At 72.4% G+C, this 15063-nt stretch carries 14 protein-coding genes; 11 read left to right on the forward strand and 3 right to left on the reverse strand.

Annotated elements, in window-relative coordinates; translation table 11 throughout:
* Positions 1-145: 145 nt before the first annotated feature.
* Positions 146-1123, reverse strand: coding sequence for an L-threonylcarbamoyladenylate synthase (locus G7Z13_RS31380; RefSeq protein ID WP_166003886.1), 978 nt, complete (start codon positions 1121-1123; stop codon positions 146-148).
* 442 nt (positions 1124-1565) lie between these two features.
* Between G7Z13_RS31380 and G7Z13_RS31385 the strand changes: the two genes are divergently transcribed.
* The 7 genes from G7Z13_RS31385 (at position 1566) to G7Z13_RS31415 (ending at position 9432) form a co-directional block, all read left to right on the forward strand.
* Positions 1566-2312: an SDR family oxidoreductase gene (locus G7Z13_RS31385; protein ID WP_166003888.1), complete on the forward strand. Its 747-nt coding sequence runs from the start codon at positions 1566-1568 to the stop codon at positions 2310-2312.
* A gap of 200 nt (positions 2313-2512) precedes the next feature.
* Entirely contained in the window at positions 2513-3709 is a 1197-nt protein-coding gene (locus G7Z13_RS31390; RefSeq protein WP_166003889.1) for a glutamate--cysteine ligase, read from the forward strand.
* A 259-nt stretch (positions 3710-3968) separates the two neighbouring features.
* The gene (locus G7Z13_RS31395; protein ID WP_166003891.1) at positions 3969-5753 is read left to right on the forward strand and encodes an N-acetylglutaminylglutamine amidotransferase; all 1785 of its coding nucleotides are present in this window, start codon (positions 3969-3971) and stop codon (positions 5751-5753) included.
* Between the two features lie 250 nt (positions 5754-6003).
* Entirely contained in the window at positions 6004-6198 is a 195-nt protein-coding gene (locus G7Z13_RS31400; protein WP_166003892.1) for a DUF2795 domain-containing protein, read from the forward strand.
* A 150-nt stretch (positions 6199-6348) separates the two neighbouring features.
* Positions 6349-7512 carry a PP2C family protein-serine/threonine phosphatase gene (locus G7Z13_RS31405; protein WP_166003894.1) on the forward strand — a complete coding sequence of 388 codons (1164 nt, stop codon included), beginning with the start codon at positions 6349-6351 and terminating at the stop codon, positions 7510-7512.
* A gap of 331 nt (positions 7513-7843) precedes the next feature.
* Complete coding sequence (locus G7Z13_RS31410; RefSeq protein WP_240926411.1) at positions 7844-9028, forward strand: PP2C family protein-serine/threonine phosphatase; 1185 nt, start codon at positions 7844-7846, stop codon at positions 9026-9028.
* On the forward strand, positions 9025-9432 hold the full coding sequence (locus tag G7Z13_RS31415; protein WP_166003897.1) for an STAS domain-containing protein: 408 nt from the start codon (positions 9025-9027) through the stop codon (positions 9430-9432). The genes G7Z13_RS31410 and G7Z13_RS31415 overlap by 4 nt, the downstream gene beginning before the upstream one ends.
* 23 nt (positions 9433-9455) lie before the next feature.
* On the opposite strand, the gene G7Z13_RS31420 is transcribed toward G7Z13_RS31415, so the two are convergent.
* Positions 9456-10727 carry a cation:proton antiporter gene (locus tag G7Z13_RS31420; protein ID WP_166003899.1) on the reverse strand — a complete coding sequence of 424 codons (1272 nt, stop codon included), beginning with the start codon at positions 10725-10727 and terminating at the stop codon, positions 9456-9458.
* Between the two features lie 347 nt (positions 10728-11074).
* On the opposite strand from G7Z13_RS31420, the gene G7Z13_RS31425 reads away from it, so the two are divergent.
* The 3 genes from G7Z13_RS31425 to G7Z13_RS31435 all read left to right on the forward strand — a co-directional run bounded on the left by G7Z13_RS31425 (position 11075) and on the right by G7Z13_RS31435 (position 13819).
* Positions 11075-11899 carry an MEDS domain-containing protein gene (locus G7Z13_RS31425; RefSeq protein WP_240926412.1) on the forward strand — a complete coding sequence of 275 codons (825 nt, stop codon included), beginning with the start codon at positions 11075-11077 and terminating at the stop codon, positions 11897-11899.
* Complete coding sequence (locus G7Z13_RS31430) at positions 11896-12852, forward strand: sensor histidine kinase (protein WP_240926413.1); 957 nt, start codon at positions 11896-11898, stop codon at positions 12850-12852. The genes G7Z13_RS31425 and G7Z13_RS31430 overlap by 4 nt, the downstream gene beginning before the upstream one ends.
* 115 nt (positions 12853-12967) lie before the next feature.
* The gene (locus tag G7Z13_RS31435) at positions 12968-13819 is read left to right on the forward strand and encodes an RNA polymerase sigma factor SigF (RefSeq protein ID WP_166003903.1); all 852 of its coding nucleotides are present in this window, start codon (positions 12968-12970) and stop codon (positions 13817-13819) included.
* Between the two features lie 165 nt (positions 13820-13984).
* Here the strand turns inward: G7Z13_RS31435 and G7Z13_RS31440 are convergent, their stop codons facing one another.
* Complete coding sequence (locus G7Z13_RS31440) at positions 13985-14560, reverse strand: DUF6328 family protein (protein ID WP_166003905.1); 576 nt, start codon at positions 14558-14560, stop codon at positions 13985-13987.
* Between the two features lie 185 nt (positions 14561-14745).
* Here G7Z13_RS31440 and G7Z13_RS31445 point away from each other — a divergent pair, with 185 nt between their 5' ends.
* On the forward strand, positions 14746-14994 hold the full coding sequence (locus tag G7Z13_RS31445; RefSeq protein WP_166003907.1) for a DUF5133 domain-containing protein: 249 nt from the start codon (positions 14746-14748) through the stop codon (positions 14992-14994).
* The last annotated feature ends 69 nt before the right edge of the window (positions 14995-15063 follow it).

Raw genomic sequence — 15063 nt, forward strand, 5'->3', positions numbered from 1 at the left:
CGACCGGCCGAGGCGGTGGCCGCCGGCCGGACCTCGGTCGTGGGGCCGTCCTACCGGCCGGCCGACGGCAGCGCCCGGCCCGTCGCCACCCGCGGCCCCGATGCGGTGGCCCGCACCGCATCGAGACCGGCTGAGCCGTGACCGCTCACGCGGAGGGCCGAGGCCCGGCCGCCCGGCGAAGCCGGTTGGCGACCGCGAGGCCCAGCCCCTCCTCCACCGGCAGCGACGCGACGATGAGATCGCATCCCCGCTGGTCCAGCTCGCGCAGGAACCCGTACAGCCCCTGCGCGTAGGCGTCCATCGCGCGGGGGAGGGGCACCACGGCGTGCGCCTTCACCGGGGCGTCCGCGTGGGAAGGGGGAAGGAAGACGCCCACCCGGTGGCCCAGCTCCTGCGCGAGCTCGGCTTCGGCGACGACCTTCTCCGGCTCGACGAGGACGACCCGTGCCCGCGGGGCGTAGTGCGACGGGTGCTGGCCCGGCACCCGGACGGCGCTCGTGGACGGGACGGCGACCGGGTGTCCCAGCACCGCTTCGAGGTCCTCGCGCGTCACCCCGCCGGGCCGCAGGATGCTCGGGACCTCGCCCGTGACGTCGACGATCGTCGACTCGACGCCGACCTGACAGGGGCCGCCGTCCAGCACGAAGTCGACGGCGTCACCCAGCTCCGCCCGGACGTGTTCCGCGGTGGTGGGGCTGACCGAGCCGAAGCGGTTGGCGGACGGGGCCGTGACACCGCCGCCGAAGGCCGACAGCAGCGCGAGCGCGGCAGGGTGATCGGGCACCCGCACGGCCACCGTCTCCAGGCCGCCCGTCGCCTCCAACGGCACCCGCCGGCCGCGCCGCAGGACCAGGGTCAGCGGCCCGGGCCAGAACCGTTCGGCCAGCACGCGCGCCGTCGCGGGCACGCCCTCGACCCAGTCGTCCAGCTGGTCGGCGGCGGCGATGTGGACGATGAGCGGGTGGGACGGCGGGCGCCCCTTGACCTGGAAGATCCGCGAGACGGCCCTCGGGTCCTCAGCGTTGGCGCCCAGCCCGTAGACGGTCTCGGTCGGCAGGGCCACCAGGCCTCCCGCGCGCAGCACACCAGCTGCCTTCTCGATGTCGCTGGTCGTTGCCGCCACCCTCGTGATCCTTTCCGTTCCCGCCGCCACGCCCGCGATCTCGTCGGTGCGCGACGACGCACATACGCCCTTGCGGTTCTCATGATGCCGAATCTCGTCTGCCACCCGACACGCGGTGGGGGGCCGTGGGTCCGGCGCATCGACCACCGCGGCCCTGACCGCGACCGCGACCGGCCGCGGGGGCCGGCCGGCGTGTGTCCGCGGCGAGCGGTCTCCACCGCCGCACCGCCGCACCGTCACGGCGGCCACCGTGGTCTCCGTACCGCCGCAGCCGCAGCCGCAGCCGCAGCCATAGCCGCAGGCGCAGCGGCTGCGCCAAGTGGGTGCTGTCCGTGTCCGGCACCGTCCGACGTGCCGCCCCCCGGGGGAGGGAAGAAGAGCCGACGGCCGATCGGCCGTCGGGTGTGACACCCCCCGTCAGCACCATCGGAAAGGCACGACCTTGGCATCGAGCACTCACCCGGACCTGTCCGGCAGACGAGCACTGGTCACCGGCGCGGCGCGCGGCCTGGGGGCGTCCATCGCCCGCCGCCTGGCCGCGGCGGGAGCGAGCGTGTGCCTCGCCGACGTGCGCCGTGAAGACGGCGAGAAGATGTGCGCCAGTTTGGCCGTGGAGGGCCACGACGCACGCTTCGTGGAGCTGGACGTCCGCGACGCCGATGCCGTCGCCGCGGTGATCCAGGACCTGGAGCAGGACGGATGGCCGGTGGACATCCTGGTCAACAACGCCGCCGTCGACGTCAGCAAGCCGATCGAGCACCTGACCGCCGAGGAAGTGACCCGCGTGGTCACCACCAACCTCCTGGGTCCGATCTACCTGTGCCTGGCCCTCTACAGGCGCATGGTGAGCAGAGGGAACGGCCACATCGTCAACATCCTCTCCACCGCGTCCAACCGGACCTGGACCGAAGCCGGCCCCTACTCGGCCAGCAAGACCGGCCTGCGCGCCTTCACCCACACCCTGTTCAAGGAAGCCCAGCGCGACTGCCTCGGCGTCGGCGTCACCGGCGTCATCGCGGGCGGCATGGAGACACCGTTCATCCTGGAGCGCTTCCCGGACGCCGACACGTCCAAGCTGCAACACCCGGACGTCGTCGCCGACGCGGTGCTGTGCGCCCTGTCCGTACCCCCGACCAGTGTCATGCCGGAAGTGGTCGTCGTTCCCCGCAACGAACCGTCCTGGCCGTGAACCGGCACGGATCGGCTCGCGCTCCCGGCTCACCTTCCTGACCCGCTCATCTGTGGCCCCTGGGGCTCGGGTGGCATTCGCGTGCTTGTGCGGCGCGACCCGGGGAACCCGAGACGCCGGGATCGACCCGCGCTGCGGCGACAGGGCTGCACGCTGCGGCGGTCGACCGGCTACCGGCTGACTCGGGGAAGGGGAACAGCGTGACGTTGCGCATCGGTGCAGAGGAAGAGTTCCACGTGGTGGACGTAGAGAGCGGGCAGCTGGTGCCACGGGGCCGCGCCGTTCTGGACCGCCTGGACAGACGCGGCTTCACGACGGAGCTCCAGCAGTCCGCGCTGGAGAGCAACAGCCAGGTGCACGACTCGCTCGACGACCTGTACGCGGACCTGGCCGGGGCCAGGCGCCGCCTCGACGCGGCGGCGTCCTCGCTGGGACTGGCCGTGGTGGCGGCCGGCACCGTGCCGCTGGCCCGGCTCAGTCCCCGGGACGTCACCGAGAACGACCGTTACCGGCACATGGCCGACGAGTACCGCAAGGTCGCCGACGAGCAGCTCATCTGCAGCGCCCAGGTGCACGTCGACGTGCCCGACCGGGACACCGCCGTACGCGCCATGTGCCTGGTGTCCCCGTGGCTCGCCCCCCTGCTGGCCCTGTCCGCGAGCTCGCCGTTCTGGCTCGGCGCGGACACCGGATACGCCAGCTGGCGCACCATGCTGTGGCAGCGCTGGCCCACCGCCGGGCCCGCCGGCTGCCATGCGAGCGCGCAGGACTACGACGCCGCCATCGAGGAGCTGATCACGTCCGGGGTGATCAGCGACGCCGGGATGGTCTACCACGACGTACGGCCCTCCGCCCACCAGGGCACCCTGGAGCTGCGCATCTGCGACGCCTGCCCGCGGGCGGAGACCGTGGTGCTGATCGCCGGTCTCTTCCGGGCACTGGTGCACGACGCGTGCGAACGGCTGGCGCGCACCGACGGTCCGCTCTGCGACGGCCGGCACGAGTGGCTGCGCGGCGCCACCTGGCGCGCGGCCCGCTCCGGCCTGGAGGGGGACCTCGTGGACCCCGCGACCCGGCGGGCCCGGCCCGCCCCCGAGGTGCTGCGCCGCATGCGGGACCACCTGCGTCCGGCGCTGGAGGCGTCCGGCGACTGGGACACCGTGCACGCTCTGCTGGAGGAAGCCCTCGCGGAGGGGAGCGCCGCCCACCGGATGCGGAGCGCGGCCGCTGCCGAGGACCTGCTCGCCGGCGTCGACCTGATGGTCGACGAGACCCGCGGTGGGCGAGCGGGACGGCGCGTCGCCCCGGCCACCCGCCTGCCGGACAGCCCGGTGCGCACCGGCGATGCCCGCCCGTACCGCCGCAGGACGGCGGCCGGCGGCGCGGTCGGCCGATAGCGGCATCGATTCCGCGCTCGCCCCACCCGCACTTTCCGCACCCCGACTTTTCCCACCCCCGCTTTCCTGGTCGCGTCGGCGGCCCACCGCCGGCGGGCGACCGCGGTGCCGGCCGGGACCGGCCCGCACCAGCATTCCGATCAAGGAGGACATCCACCGTTATGCAGTCGTCGTTCCCGTCACCCTCCGGCTCGCGCGCGGTCATCGTCGTGTCGCGGTCCGGCCCATCTGAGGACGCCACCGGAAGGGGGTCCGTCTGATGTGCGGTCTGAGTGGCGAGGTTCGCTTCGACGGCGGGCGACCGGACGTGGCGGCGGTCGAGCGCATGACCGACCGGCTCGCCCCGCGCGGGCCCGACGGCCGTGGTCTGTGGTGCCAGGGGCCGGTCGCGCTGGGGCACCGCAGACTCAAGATCATCGATCTGTCGGACAGCGGTGCCCAGCCCATGACCGACCCCCACGGCCGCGTGGCGGGCGTCTTCAACGGGTGCATCTACAACTTCCGGGAGCTGCGCGACGAGCTGCGCGCCCTCGGCCACGGCTTCTTCTCGGAGTCGGACACCGAGGTGGTGCTGAAGGCGTACGAGCAGTGGGGGACCGCATGCGTCGAGCGCTTCCACGGCATGTTCGCCTTCGTGATCGTCGAGCAGGACACCGGCCGGGTCGTGCTGGCCCGTGACCGGCTCGGGATCAAGCCGCTGTACCTGAGCGAGACACCGGACCGGCTGCGGTTCGCCTCCTCGCTGCCGGCCCTGCTGGCCGCCGGCGGGGTCGACACCTCGCTCGACCCGGTGGCACTGCACCAGTACTTCAGCTGGCACGCGACCGTCGCGGCTCCGCACACCGTCCTCACCGGAGTCCGCAAGCTGCCGCCCGCGACCGTGCGCGTGATCGAGCGGGACGGCACCCGCCGGGACCACCGCTACTGGCAGCCCGGCTACACCCGCCGACCCGAGTACGCCGGACTGACCGCCGACGACTGGACGGACGCGGTCCTGGACGCGCTGCGTGCCGCCGTCCGCCGACGGATGGTCGCCGACGTGCCGGTGGGCGTGCTGCTCTCCGGCGGCCTGGACTCCAGCCTCATCGTGGCGCTGCTGGCCGAGCAGGGGCAGCGCGACCTGGCGACCTTCAGCGTCGGCTTCGAGTCCGAGGGCGGTGAGGAGGGCGACGAGTTCCCCTACTCCGACCTGGTCGCGCGCCACTTCGACACCCGGCACCACCAGCTCATGGTCCCCTCGGACCGGCTCTCCGGCGCCCTGGACGGGGCGGTGGCCGCCATGAGCGAGCCCATGATGAGCCACGACGTCGTCGCCTTCCACCTGCTGTCCGAGCAGGTCGCCAAGGAGGTCAAGGTCGTCCAGAGCGGCCAGGGGGCCGACGAGGTCTTCGCGGGCTACCACTGGTACCCCGACATGGCGGCAGTGCCCCGGCAGCGGGCCGCCGACGCGTACATCGACACCTACTTCGACCGGACCCACGCCGACCTCGCCCGCATCCTCGAACCCGCGCTGCTTCCCGCCCACGACGTCTCGGGCGACTTCGTGCGCGCGCACATGGCGGCCGAGGGGGCCGAGACGGCGCTGGACGCCGACCTCCGGCTGGACACGCACGTGATGATGGTCGACGACCCGGTCAAGCGGGTCGACAACATGACCATGGACTGGGGCCTGGAGGCCCGCGTGCCCTTCCTCGACCACGAACTCGTCGAACTCGCGGCCGCCTGCCCGCCCGAGCTGAAGCTCGCGGACGGCGGCAAGGGCGTGCTCAAGGCGGCCGGCCGCAAGGTGCTGCCGCGCGAGGTCGTGGACCGGCCGAAGGGCTACTTCCCCGTCCCCGCCATCAAGCACATGGCGGGTCCCGTCCTGGAGCGCGTCCGTGACGCCCTCACCGCGCCCGAGGCGAAGGCCCGTGGCGTGTTCCGTCAGGACTACGTCGCCGAGCTCCTCGCCGCGCCCGACGCCCATCGCACCAGGCGAGGGGCGAACACGCTGTGGCAGGTGGCACTGCTGGAGATGTGGCTCCAGACGCACGGAGTCAGGTGACGCCAGCCGCCCGACAGGGCGGGCAGCGCCCGAGCCACGTCGTACACGTGCTCAGGCCGCTGGGTACGGACGCGACACGCGATCGTCCGCAGGCCGCAGGCCGCAGGGCGCAAGGCCGCAGGGCGGCATGCGTGCTCCGAGCGGACGGGCCGACGTGCGTCACCTGATCCCCTGTGAACAGGATGTCCATGCCGGTTCGCCCCGCCGATCGATTCGATGGCCGGGGATGTCAGACAGCAAGGAGACCGCCATGGCAAGCATCAACCCGATCGACCTGCAGAAGGCCCTGAAGGGCGCCGAGTACCCCTCCAGCCGCGATGACCTGGTCACGCTCGCGAGGGACAACGGCGCGGACGACACCCTGGTCGAGAAGCTCGCCAACGCTCCGACGGAACAGTTCGACGGCCCTGACGACGTCCAGAAGGTCGTGTTCGACAAGGAGTAACCCCTACGTCGCGTACAACGGCGCCGGCCCCTCCGAGAAGGAACGGGGGCCGGCGCCGCCGCCTGGAACGGAACGGCGGCGGACCGCTGTGGCGGCTGTGATGACCGGGCGCCGGCGGGGCAGGAGGGTGACGGACTGAGGGAGGCGGACATGGGGCGTGACCGGATCGGACTGGCGGAGTTGCTGGCGGCAGCGGAGGCAGCCGCGCCGGTGCGTTCCCTCGACGTCGTGGCGCACCATCTGCGCGAGCGGTTCGGGGCCCGGTACGTCTCGTTGCTGTTCGTGGACATCGTGGGCCGGCGCCTGCTGCGGGTCCACGAGGAGAAGGCGACACCACAGGAGCACGGCCCTGACCAGGTCAGCCTGGCCGGGAGCGTCTACGACCAGGTCCTGCGCAGCCAGCGGCTGGTGCAGGTACCGGACGGCGCACGGGGGCGCCGGGTGTTCGCGCCGGTCACCAACCGCGGCGACGCCATAGGAGTCCTGGAGCTGCTCCTGACCGACGTCACGCAGGACGTACTGGAGCAGGTGGAAGAGGCGGCGCACGCGCTGGCGTACATCATCGTCACCGACCGCCGCTTCACCGACCTTTACCACTGGGGCAACCGCACCGTGACCGTGAGTCTCGCCGCGGAGATCCAGCGCCAGCTCCTGCCCTCGGCTCCCTCCTGCGAATCCACCGAGTTCGCCCTGGCCGGCGCCCTGGTCCCGGCCTCCGACATCGCCGGCGACACCTACGACTACAGCCTCGACGAGCGGACCCTGCACCTGTCGATCACCGACGCCCTGGGCCACGACGTCGACGCCTCCCTCACGGCCACCCTCCTGGTCAACGCCTCCCGCGGCGCCCGCCGCGCCGGCGCCGACCTCGCCGAGCAGGCCCGGCAGGCACACCAGGCACTCCTCGACCACGGCCGCCGCACCTTCGCCACCGGCCAGCTCCTGCGCATCGCCCTGGACGGCACCGGCGCCCAGCTGGTCAACGCCGGCCATCCCTGGCCCCTGCGCCTGCGGGACGGCGCCGTCGAGGAGGTCGGGCTGCGCGTCGACCTCCCCTTCGGCGTATCCGTACAGGGCGCGTACCGGGTGCAGGACCTCGACCTGCGCTCCGGCGACCGCCTCGTGCTGTACACCGACGGCATGCAGGAACGCCAGGCGGAGACCGTCGACCTGCCCGCTCTCATCCGTGACACCGCTGCCGAACACCCCCGCGAGGTGGTGCGTGCCATGGTCACCGCGGTCACCGAAGCGTGCCAAGGCCATGTGAGGGATGACGCCACCGTCCTGTGCCTGGACTGGCACGGCCCCGCATAGGGGCGCGCGCGAAGCCGCTCGCCGGGCGCGGGGTACGGCGGCGCCCCGCCCCCGCTGCTCTGCGTCGACCCGGCCCCACACCGGCGGGCGCGTGCGGCCCACACCGGCGGGTACACGGCCGATGGCAGATCCTCTGCAGGCGGCCCCTCAGCGCCGCCGGATGAGAGGGAGCGTCATGGAAGCGTCCTACCGATGATCCGCGTCCTGGCCGCCGTCGCCGCAGGGCCAGACCGGCCGTACGAGGCGTCGTCGGTGTCCCGGGCGAGCGCACGGCCCCGGTGATGTCGCCATGGTCGACGCTCGTGCGGCACCGCTCATGCTCGTCAGGCTGATGGAGGCGAGCCATACCATCACGCTGGAGCAGTTGCCCGAGCTGATCGCCGGGCACGCCGCCGAGGTCGGCATCCACGACACGGCCGTCTTCCTCGTCGACATCCGTGAGACGGTGCTGCGCCAGCTGACCGGGGTGGGGCTGGACGCCGGTGACGGCGGCCAGGAGTTCACCGTCGAGGGCAGCCTGCCAGGCCGTGCCTTCCAGCGGGTGGACGTGCTCGCCGAGCCGGCGACGGGAGGCCCGTCGCCGCGGCGGCGATGGTGGGTGCCCGTGACCGACGGCGTGGAACGCGTGGGCGTGCTGCGGGCCGACACCGACGTCTCAGCCGACGACGAACCGACCCGCCAGGTGCTGCGCGCCCTGGCATCCATGACGGCCTTGCTCGTGCTCAGCAAGCGTTCCTTCAGCGACTCCTACGCCCGTCGGGTCCGCACCGAGCCGATGAACGTGGCCGCGGAGATGCAGTGGAACCTCACCCCGCCCCCCGCCTACGCGGGCCAGGACGTCACCGTGGGCGCGGCCATGGAACCCGCCTACCAGGTCGGCGGGGACGCCTTCGACTACGCCGTGGCCGGCACCACGCTGCACCTGGGGATCTTCGACGCCATGGGGCACGACACCACCGCCGGGATCACCGCCAACGTCGCCGTCTCCGCCTGCCGCAACGCCCGCCGCCACGGCGCCTCACTGGCCGAGACCAGTGAGTTCGTCGAGAAGGCGCTGCTCGAGGAGTTCGGTACCCGTCGCTACGTCACCGGCATCCTGGCCGACCTCGACATGAGCACCGGGCGGCTGACCTGGATCAACCGCGGCCATCACCTGCCCATCCTGATCCGCGGCAACCGCTGGACGACCGAGCTGGCCTGTCCGCCGGCCGGGCCCATGGGCACCGACCTGGGCCTGCCGGTGACCGAGTGCATCGAGCAGCTGGAACCCGGGGACCGGGTGCTGCTCTACACCGACGGTGTCACCGAGGCCCGCGACGCCCTGGGCAGGGAGTTCGGACGGGACCGCTTCGTCGACTTCATCCGGCGTCATCACTCCGGCCGGCACACGCTGCACGAGACCCTGCGCCGGCTGATGGCGGCCGTCATCGATCACCACGGCGGGAAACTCGACGACGACGCCAGCGTCCTGCTCACCGAATGGCGCGCCGGCCACCAGGGCGAGCTGACGCCATGAGCGAGCGCCGTCCAGGGGACGGGAACACCGAGCGCGCCTCGGACGGCCGTGCGGCCACCCTTCGGACGCATGTCCGGCCCCTGGCCGAGGACGGTCACCTGGTGACCGTGACGGGCGATCTCGACCTGCACACCGCCCCCCGTCTCGCCGGTACTCTGCAACCGCTCCTGGCGGACGACGACGGCCGTACGGTGCTCGCGGACCTGTCCGGCGTCACCTTCCTGGATTCGGCCGGCCTGACCTGCCTGATCGCCGCCTACCGCACCGCCCGGAACACCGGTGCCCGCCTCGCGCTGATCGCCCCCAGCCGACCCGTGCTGGACCTGCTCCGGCTGACCGGAGTCGACCGGGTCCTCGACAGCTACCCCAGCCCGGAGGCGGCCTTCGGTGAACGGCCTCGTTGACACACCCTGCCGAGCGCGGTGTGTCACTGACCTCCGGCCGGTGGGGGTGCGGTGCCGCGCAGGCGGTCGAGGCGGGTGACGACCGGGCCGGCCGTGACACCGTGCAGCACCACGGAGGCCAGCACGGTGAACGTCACCACCGCCCACACCTCCCGTGCCGGCACCGCGAAGCCCTGCTGACCGAGGGCGTAGGCGAGGTAGTAGAGCGAACCGATACCCCGGATGCCGTACCCCGCGATCACCCAGCGCTCCTTGCTGCCGAGGCTGGTCCCGAGCAGCCCGGCCCAGCCGGACAGCGGCCTGATCACCACCAGCACGGCCAGCCCGGCGACCGCCCCCTGCCAGGTCAGCGCGGCGAGCCCGCCGAGTGCGATGAACGCGCCGAGCAGGAACAGCACCACCGCGGTGAAGAGGCGTTCGATCTGCTCGACGAAATCGTGCAGGACGTTGTGGAAGCCGTGCGCGCGCTCGGCCGCCCGGATCGAGCACGCGGCGGTGAACACGGCGAGGAAGCCGTAGCCGCCCAGCAACTCGGTGACCCCGTACGACAGGAACGTGGCACCCAGGACGACGAAGCCCTCCCGGTGCTCGGACAGCCTGAGCACGGGTGAGCGGGCCTGGAAGAACAGCCAGCCCAGCAGGCGTCCGATCAGCCACCCGCTCAGCACCCCCACCGCGCACCTGAACGCGACGTCCTGCGCCGCCCACGCGCCGACCCAGCCGCCCGACCAGCCGCCGCCCGCCGCCGCGGCCAGCGCGACCGCCGCGTACGTCAGGGGGAAGGCCAGCCCGTCGTTCAGTCCGGCCTCGCTGGTCAGGGCGAACCGCACCTCGTCCTCGTCGTGCTCGTCCTCGGTGGGCTCACCGACCCGCACCTCGGAGGCGAGCACCGGGTCGGTGGGCGCCAGCACGGCGGCCAGCAGCAGCGCCACGGCCGGCGGCCAGTCCAGCAGCCACCACGCCACCAGCCCCGTCAGGACGACGGTCAGCGGCATCGTCACGCCCAGCAGGCGCCAGGTCGTCGCCCACCGGCGCCGGCCGACCGGCCGGTTCAGCGCCAGCCCGGCACCCATCAACGCGACGATCACGCAGATCTCCGTGATGTGCTCGGCGAGCAACCGGTTCTCCACCGGGTCGATCGCGGGCAGCGGCAAGGGCAGCAGATACACGACGATGCCGCCCGCCAGGAACACCAGCGGCATCGACAGCGGCCGTCCGGCCACCACCCGGGGCAGCACCGCCGCGAGCAGCGCTCCCACTCCCAGAAACGCGAACACCGCGTCGGCTATCGTCACCGCGTCGGCCCCTCCTCTCCGCACGCCCGCAGAGGCGGCCCCTGGGCCCGTACTGCGGGAAACCGCCGCTGGTCACCTCCGGCGGCCCCCGTCCGCGTACCCAGGTCGGCGTACGGCATGATCAAGATCGGGCAGTACCTGAGAAGAAGGGCACCCCGCAGGGGCGGGCGGACGGGTGCCGCGGCCCGGCGCGGTGTGCCCAGGATGCCGGGTTCCGCCACTCAGGCCGTGTTCATCCCCCGCAGCGCCTAGTCTGGTGCCGCACACCCGCCTCAGCGGCACTAAGGAGCGTCCCGATGCACGGGTCATGCCAGTCCGGGAGCGGCGAAGCCGCGGGGGACCGCCACATGGCGGTGGAGTACTCCAGCGACGAGGAGTGGGCGGGTCACCTCGTGGCCTTCGTCCGAGCCGGGCTGGAGCAGGGCGAGCAGATGCGGTACTTCTCGGACGCCACCGAACCGGACCGGGTGACCCGCACGCTCATGGACCGGGGCGTGGACGCCGCTGCCGCGGTGCGGCGCGGGCAGCTCGTGGTGGCCACCGCCGACGAGACGTATCTGGCCGGCGGCCGGTTCGACCCCGACATGATGGTCGGGCTGTGGCACGAGGCCGTGGCGGCCGCGGCCGCGCAAGGGTTCCGGGGCCTGCGGGCGATCGGTGAGATGTCGTGGGGCGGCCGGGACATATCCGGCGTCGGGCGCCTGCTGGAGTACGAGCTGCGCATCCACCACGAGGTCTTCGAGCGGTTGCCGCTGCGAGCGTGGTGCTTCTACGACCGGCGCCTGCTGCCCCGCGACGACCTGAGCGTCCTGGTGGGCGCGCATGTGAAGAGGTCGGCCGCCGGGTCGGCCGGGCACGGGCGCCGGGGGCTGTCGGCGGCTCCGCTGACGGGCCCGCCGGGATTCCGGTGGGAGGGTTCGGCCGGTTACGAGAGCCGTCGCGTCGTCGACTCGGCGGCGGCCGCGCTCGCCGCGTCGCCCGTACGGGACATCACCCTGGACCTCTCGGGCCTCGACCACCTCGACATCGCGACCCTGGCCCGCATCGCCGATGCGGCCCGCCGGCGTCCCACCGGCCCGCCCGTGCGCGTCCTCGGGGCTCCGCCGGCCCTGCACCGCATGCTGCGGCTCTTCCCGGAGCTCGGCGCCGGCCTGGAGGTGGCCGAACAGTGACCGCTCGTACGGGGCTGACCCCCGTGTCCGCTCGGGAAGACGTGCCCTTTTGCCATCCCGCTCTCTTCTACAGCACCGAGAGCGACTACATCGAGGGCGTCGGCGCCTTCGTGCGCGAGTCGGCGGCCCGCGCCCGACCCGTACTGGTGGCCGTCCCCGGGATACGTCTGGCCTCGCTGAGGGACCTGGCCGGCGACGGGCACGGCGACATCACCTGGGTCGACATGCGGCGCGACGGACGCAACCCGGGGCGCATTCTCTCGATGCTCCAGCAATTCGCCGACCGGCACGCGGACCGGGACCCGGTCATCGTGGGGGAGCCCATCTGGGTGGGGCGCACCCCCGCGGAGATACGGGAGGCCACCCGTCACGAGGCGCTCATCAACCTGGCCTTCGCCGGCCGGCGCGCCACCATCCTGTGCCCGTACGACACAGCCCTGCCCGCACAAGTGCTGGAGCAGGCTCACCGCACGCATCCGGTCATCGGTGAGCGGACCGGGTACCGGCCCAGTCCCCACTACACGGACCCGTACGCGGTCTGCCGCGACTGCGACGCGCCCCTGCCCGAACCGGTGGACCCGGAGGTGCTGCCCTTCGACGAGTGGCTCCTCGCCGACGTACGCGACGCCACCAGGAAGTGGGCCGAGTCGGCGGGCTTGCCGGCGGACCGCCGTACCGACTGGCTGCTCGCCGTCAACGAGGCCACCGGCAACTCGGTACGCCACGGTGGCGGGCACGGCGTCCTGCGTCTGTGGCACACCGCCGGCTCGGTGGTGGCCGAGGTGGCGGACCGCGGCCGGTTCCCGGATCCGCTCATCGGCCGGCGCCGGCCCGATCCGCTGTCCCCCGGCGGCGGCCGAGGGGTGTGGATGATGCACCAGCTCTGCGACCTGGTGGAGATCCGGACACCGTCGTCCGGACTGATCGTGCGCCTGTACATGTCCCTGGAGTGATCCGTCCCGCAGGACAAAGTTCCAGGAATGACGCGCCGAGTCGGGGGTAGGCGCGCCTTCGCCGGCCGATGGCTCCGGCGGGTACGAATCGAACGACCGGTGAAAGGGGCGCGTGATGGCGACGACCGTGCAGGCTACTGACCAGGCGGTGGACGTTCCGGTGGACGTTCCGGAGGTGACGGACCCGTCCAAGGTGGCACCCAAGGACGCACGGGAGCTGTCGCGACTGTTCTTCGAACAGCTGGCGGTGCTGGAGGAGGGAACGCCCGAGTACCAGTACGCGCGCAACACGCTGATCGAGATGAACATGTCCCTGGTCCGCTTCGCGGCCGGCCGGTTCCGCAGCCGGGGACCGGAGGAGATGGAGGACATCGTCCAGGTCGGCATGATCGGCCTCATCAAGGCCATCGACCGGTTCGAGATCTCCCGCGAGGTGGAGTTCACCTCCTTCGCGGTGCCGTACATCGTCGGCGAGATCAAGCGGTTCTTCCGCGACACCTCCTGGGCGGTCCACGTGCCGCGCCGTCTGCAGGAGGCCCGGGTGCAGCTGGCCCGCGCCACCGAGGAACTGCGCAGCCGGCTGGGACGCAACCCCACGACCAAGGAGCTGTCCGAGCTGATGTGCCTGCCGGAGGAGGAGGTCGTCGAGGCCCGGCTGGCGTCCAACGGCTACAACTCCGCCTCCCTCGACGCCGCCATCCACGGCAGCGAGGACGGCGAGGCGGCCCTCGCCGACTTCATCGGCACGGAGGACGCCGCACTCGAACTGGTCGAGGACTTCCACGCCCTGGCCCCGATGATCGCCGAACTCGACGAGCGCGAACGCAAGATCATCCACTGGCGTTTCGTCGAGGAGCTCACCCAGGCACAGATCGGCGAACGCCTCGGCGTCTCGCAGATGCACGTCTCCCGCCTGATCAGCCGCCTCCTGGCCCGCCTGCGCGAGGGCATGCTGAGCACCACCTGACGGCCGGACGGCCGGGACCAGGCCGGCCGTAAGCCTTCCGGACCCGTTGCCGGGTGCTGCTCGGACCCGTTGCGGGGTGCTGCCCGGACCCGTTGCCGGGTCCGTGCCACCCGGCAACGGGTCCGAACGCGTCAGGACGCCGGCCGTCGCGAGAACCGCTGACCGTCAGCCGGTACGGGAGGAGCGCCGAGCGGCCCGGCGGCGCAGGCGCAGCGGAAGCACGTACCAGCACAGGCCGAACCACAGCATGACCGTGCCGACGAGCACTTCGGCCAGAACTCCCGGGAGCACGAAACGCAGGATCAGCAGGAGCGTGCACCCGATGGTCAGGGCGAGCAGCACCATGCCGCACATCATCAGACGGCCGGCGGACTCCACCACCTCGTCCTTCATGCGCTGACCGGACAGCAAGCGGTGGATGGAGACGGGGGCTATGAGTGATGCCGTCGCTGCCGCGCCCAGCACCACGGTCGCGACGTAGATGCCCCGGTCCAGCGTCTCCAACTGCCGGAACGTGGGCGTGAAGGAGACGCTGAGCAGGAAACCGAAGAGGATCTGCACGCCTGTCTGGGTGACCCGGGTCTCCTGCAGGATCTCGTTCCAGCGGCGGTTGACCCGCTCATGGGGCGTCTCCGGCGCCTCCGATGCCTCGGCACCGGATGGCCGGCACCCGTCGTGGCTGTGCCCGCAGCAGGCGGTGTCCTTCCCCTCCGGCTTGGCCGACTGCTCCGTCGTCGTCATGGTGTCCTCCCTGTTCCAGGCCGACCGTCTGCCCTGCTCGCACGCTTCTATGCCCTGCCCCGGCCGCGGTGGCGGGCGCGTGGACAGCGCTGCGCGCAGGCAGGCATAGACCTCTCGGCGCGGGGCAAGCGAACGTCGGCCGGAGGTTGCCCGGCGGGCAGGGTTTCGAGGGGAGAGGCATCAGCATGATCATTCCGGCGGAGAAGGAGCTGCGCGCTGTACTGGCCCGGTTCGCCCAGGCGCGGATCGAGCACGACGTGCGCCCCACCGGGCGTACCAGCCGGGCTCTCGAAGACGCGACGTACACCCTGTGCGTGATGACCGGGGCCCGCACCGCCGAGCAGGCTCTGGCGGCGGCGGACGCACTGCTCGAGCAGTACGTAGCGGGTCGGGTGAGTGCCCGCGGGGAGAAGGAGCCGACGCTTGCCGCGTGAGCCTGAACCGGCTCAGTCGGCGGGGCACATCGGCCGGAGCGCGACGCCGGGGGCCTGAGGCGGCGCGAC

The organism is Streptomyces sp. JB150 (assembly GCF_011193355.1).
In the GTDB taxonomy this organism is placed as follows: Bacteria; Actinomycetota; Actinomycetes; order Streptomycetales; family Streptomycetaceae; genus Streptomyces.

Bases quoted from the DNA above. Each gene is read 5' to 3' on its own strand.
- G7Z13_RS31395 (WP_166003891.1), top strand. From the start codon at position 3,969: ATGTGCGGTCTGAGTGGCGAGGTTCGCTTCGACGGCGGGCGACCGGAC.
- G7Z13_RS31400 (WP_166003892.1), top strand. From the start codon at position 6,004: ATGGCAAGCATCAACCCGATCGACCTGCAGAAGGCCCTGAAGGGCGCC.
- G7Z13_RS31405 (WP_166003894.1), top strand. From the start codon at position 6,349: ATGGGGCGTGACCGGATCGGACTGGCGGAGTTGCTGGCGGCAGCGGAG.
- G7Z13_RS31410 (WP_240926411.1), top strand. From the start codon at position 7,844: ATGGAGGCGAGCCATACCATCACGCTGGAGCAGTTGCCCGAGCTGATC.
- G7Z13_RS31415 (WP_166003897.1), top strand. From the start codon at position 9,025: ATGAGCGAGCGCCGTCCAGGGGACGGGAACACCGAGCGCGCCTCGGAC.
- G7Z13_RS31425 (WP_240926412.1), top strand. From the start codon at position 11,075: ATGGCGGTGGAGTACTCCAGCGACGAGGAGTGGGCGGGTCACCTCGTG.
- G7Z13_RS31435 (WP_166003903.1), top strand. From the start codon at position 12,968: ATGGCGACGACCGTGCAGGCTACTGACCAGGCGGTGGACGTTCCGGTG.
- G7Z13_RS31440 (WP_166003905.1), bottom strand. From the start codon at position 14,560: ATGACGACGACGGAGCAGTCGGCCAAGCCGGAGGGGAAGGACACCGCC.
- G7Z13_RS31445 (WP_166003907.1), top strand. From the start codon at position 14,746: ATGATCATTCCGGCGGAGAAGGAGCTGCGCGCTGTACTGGCCCGGTTC.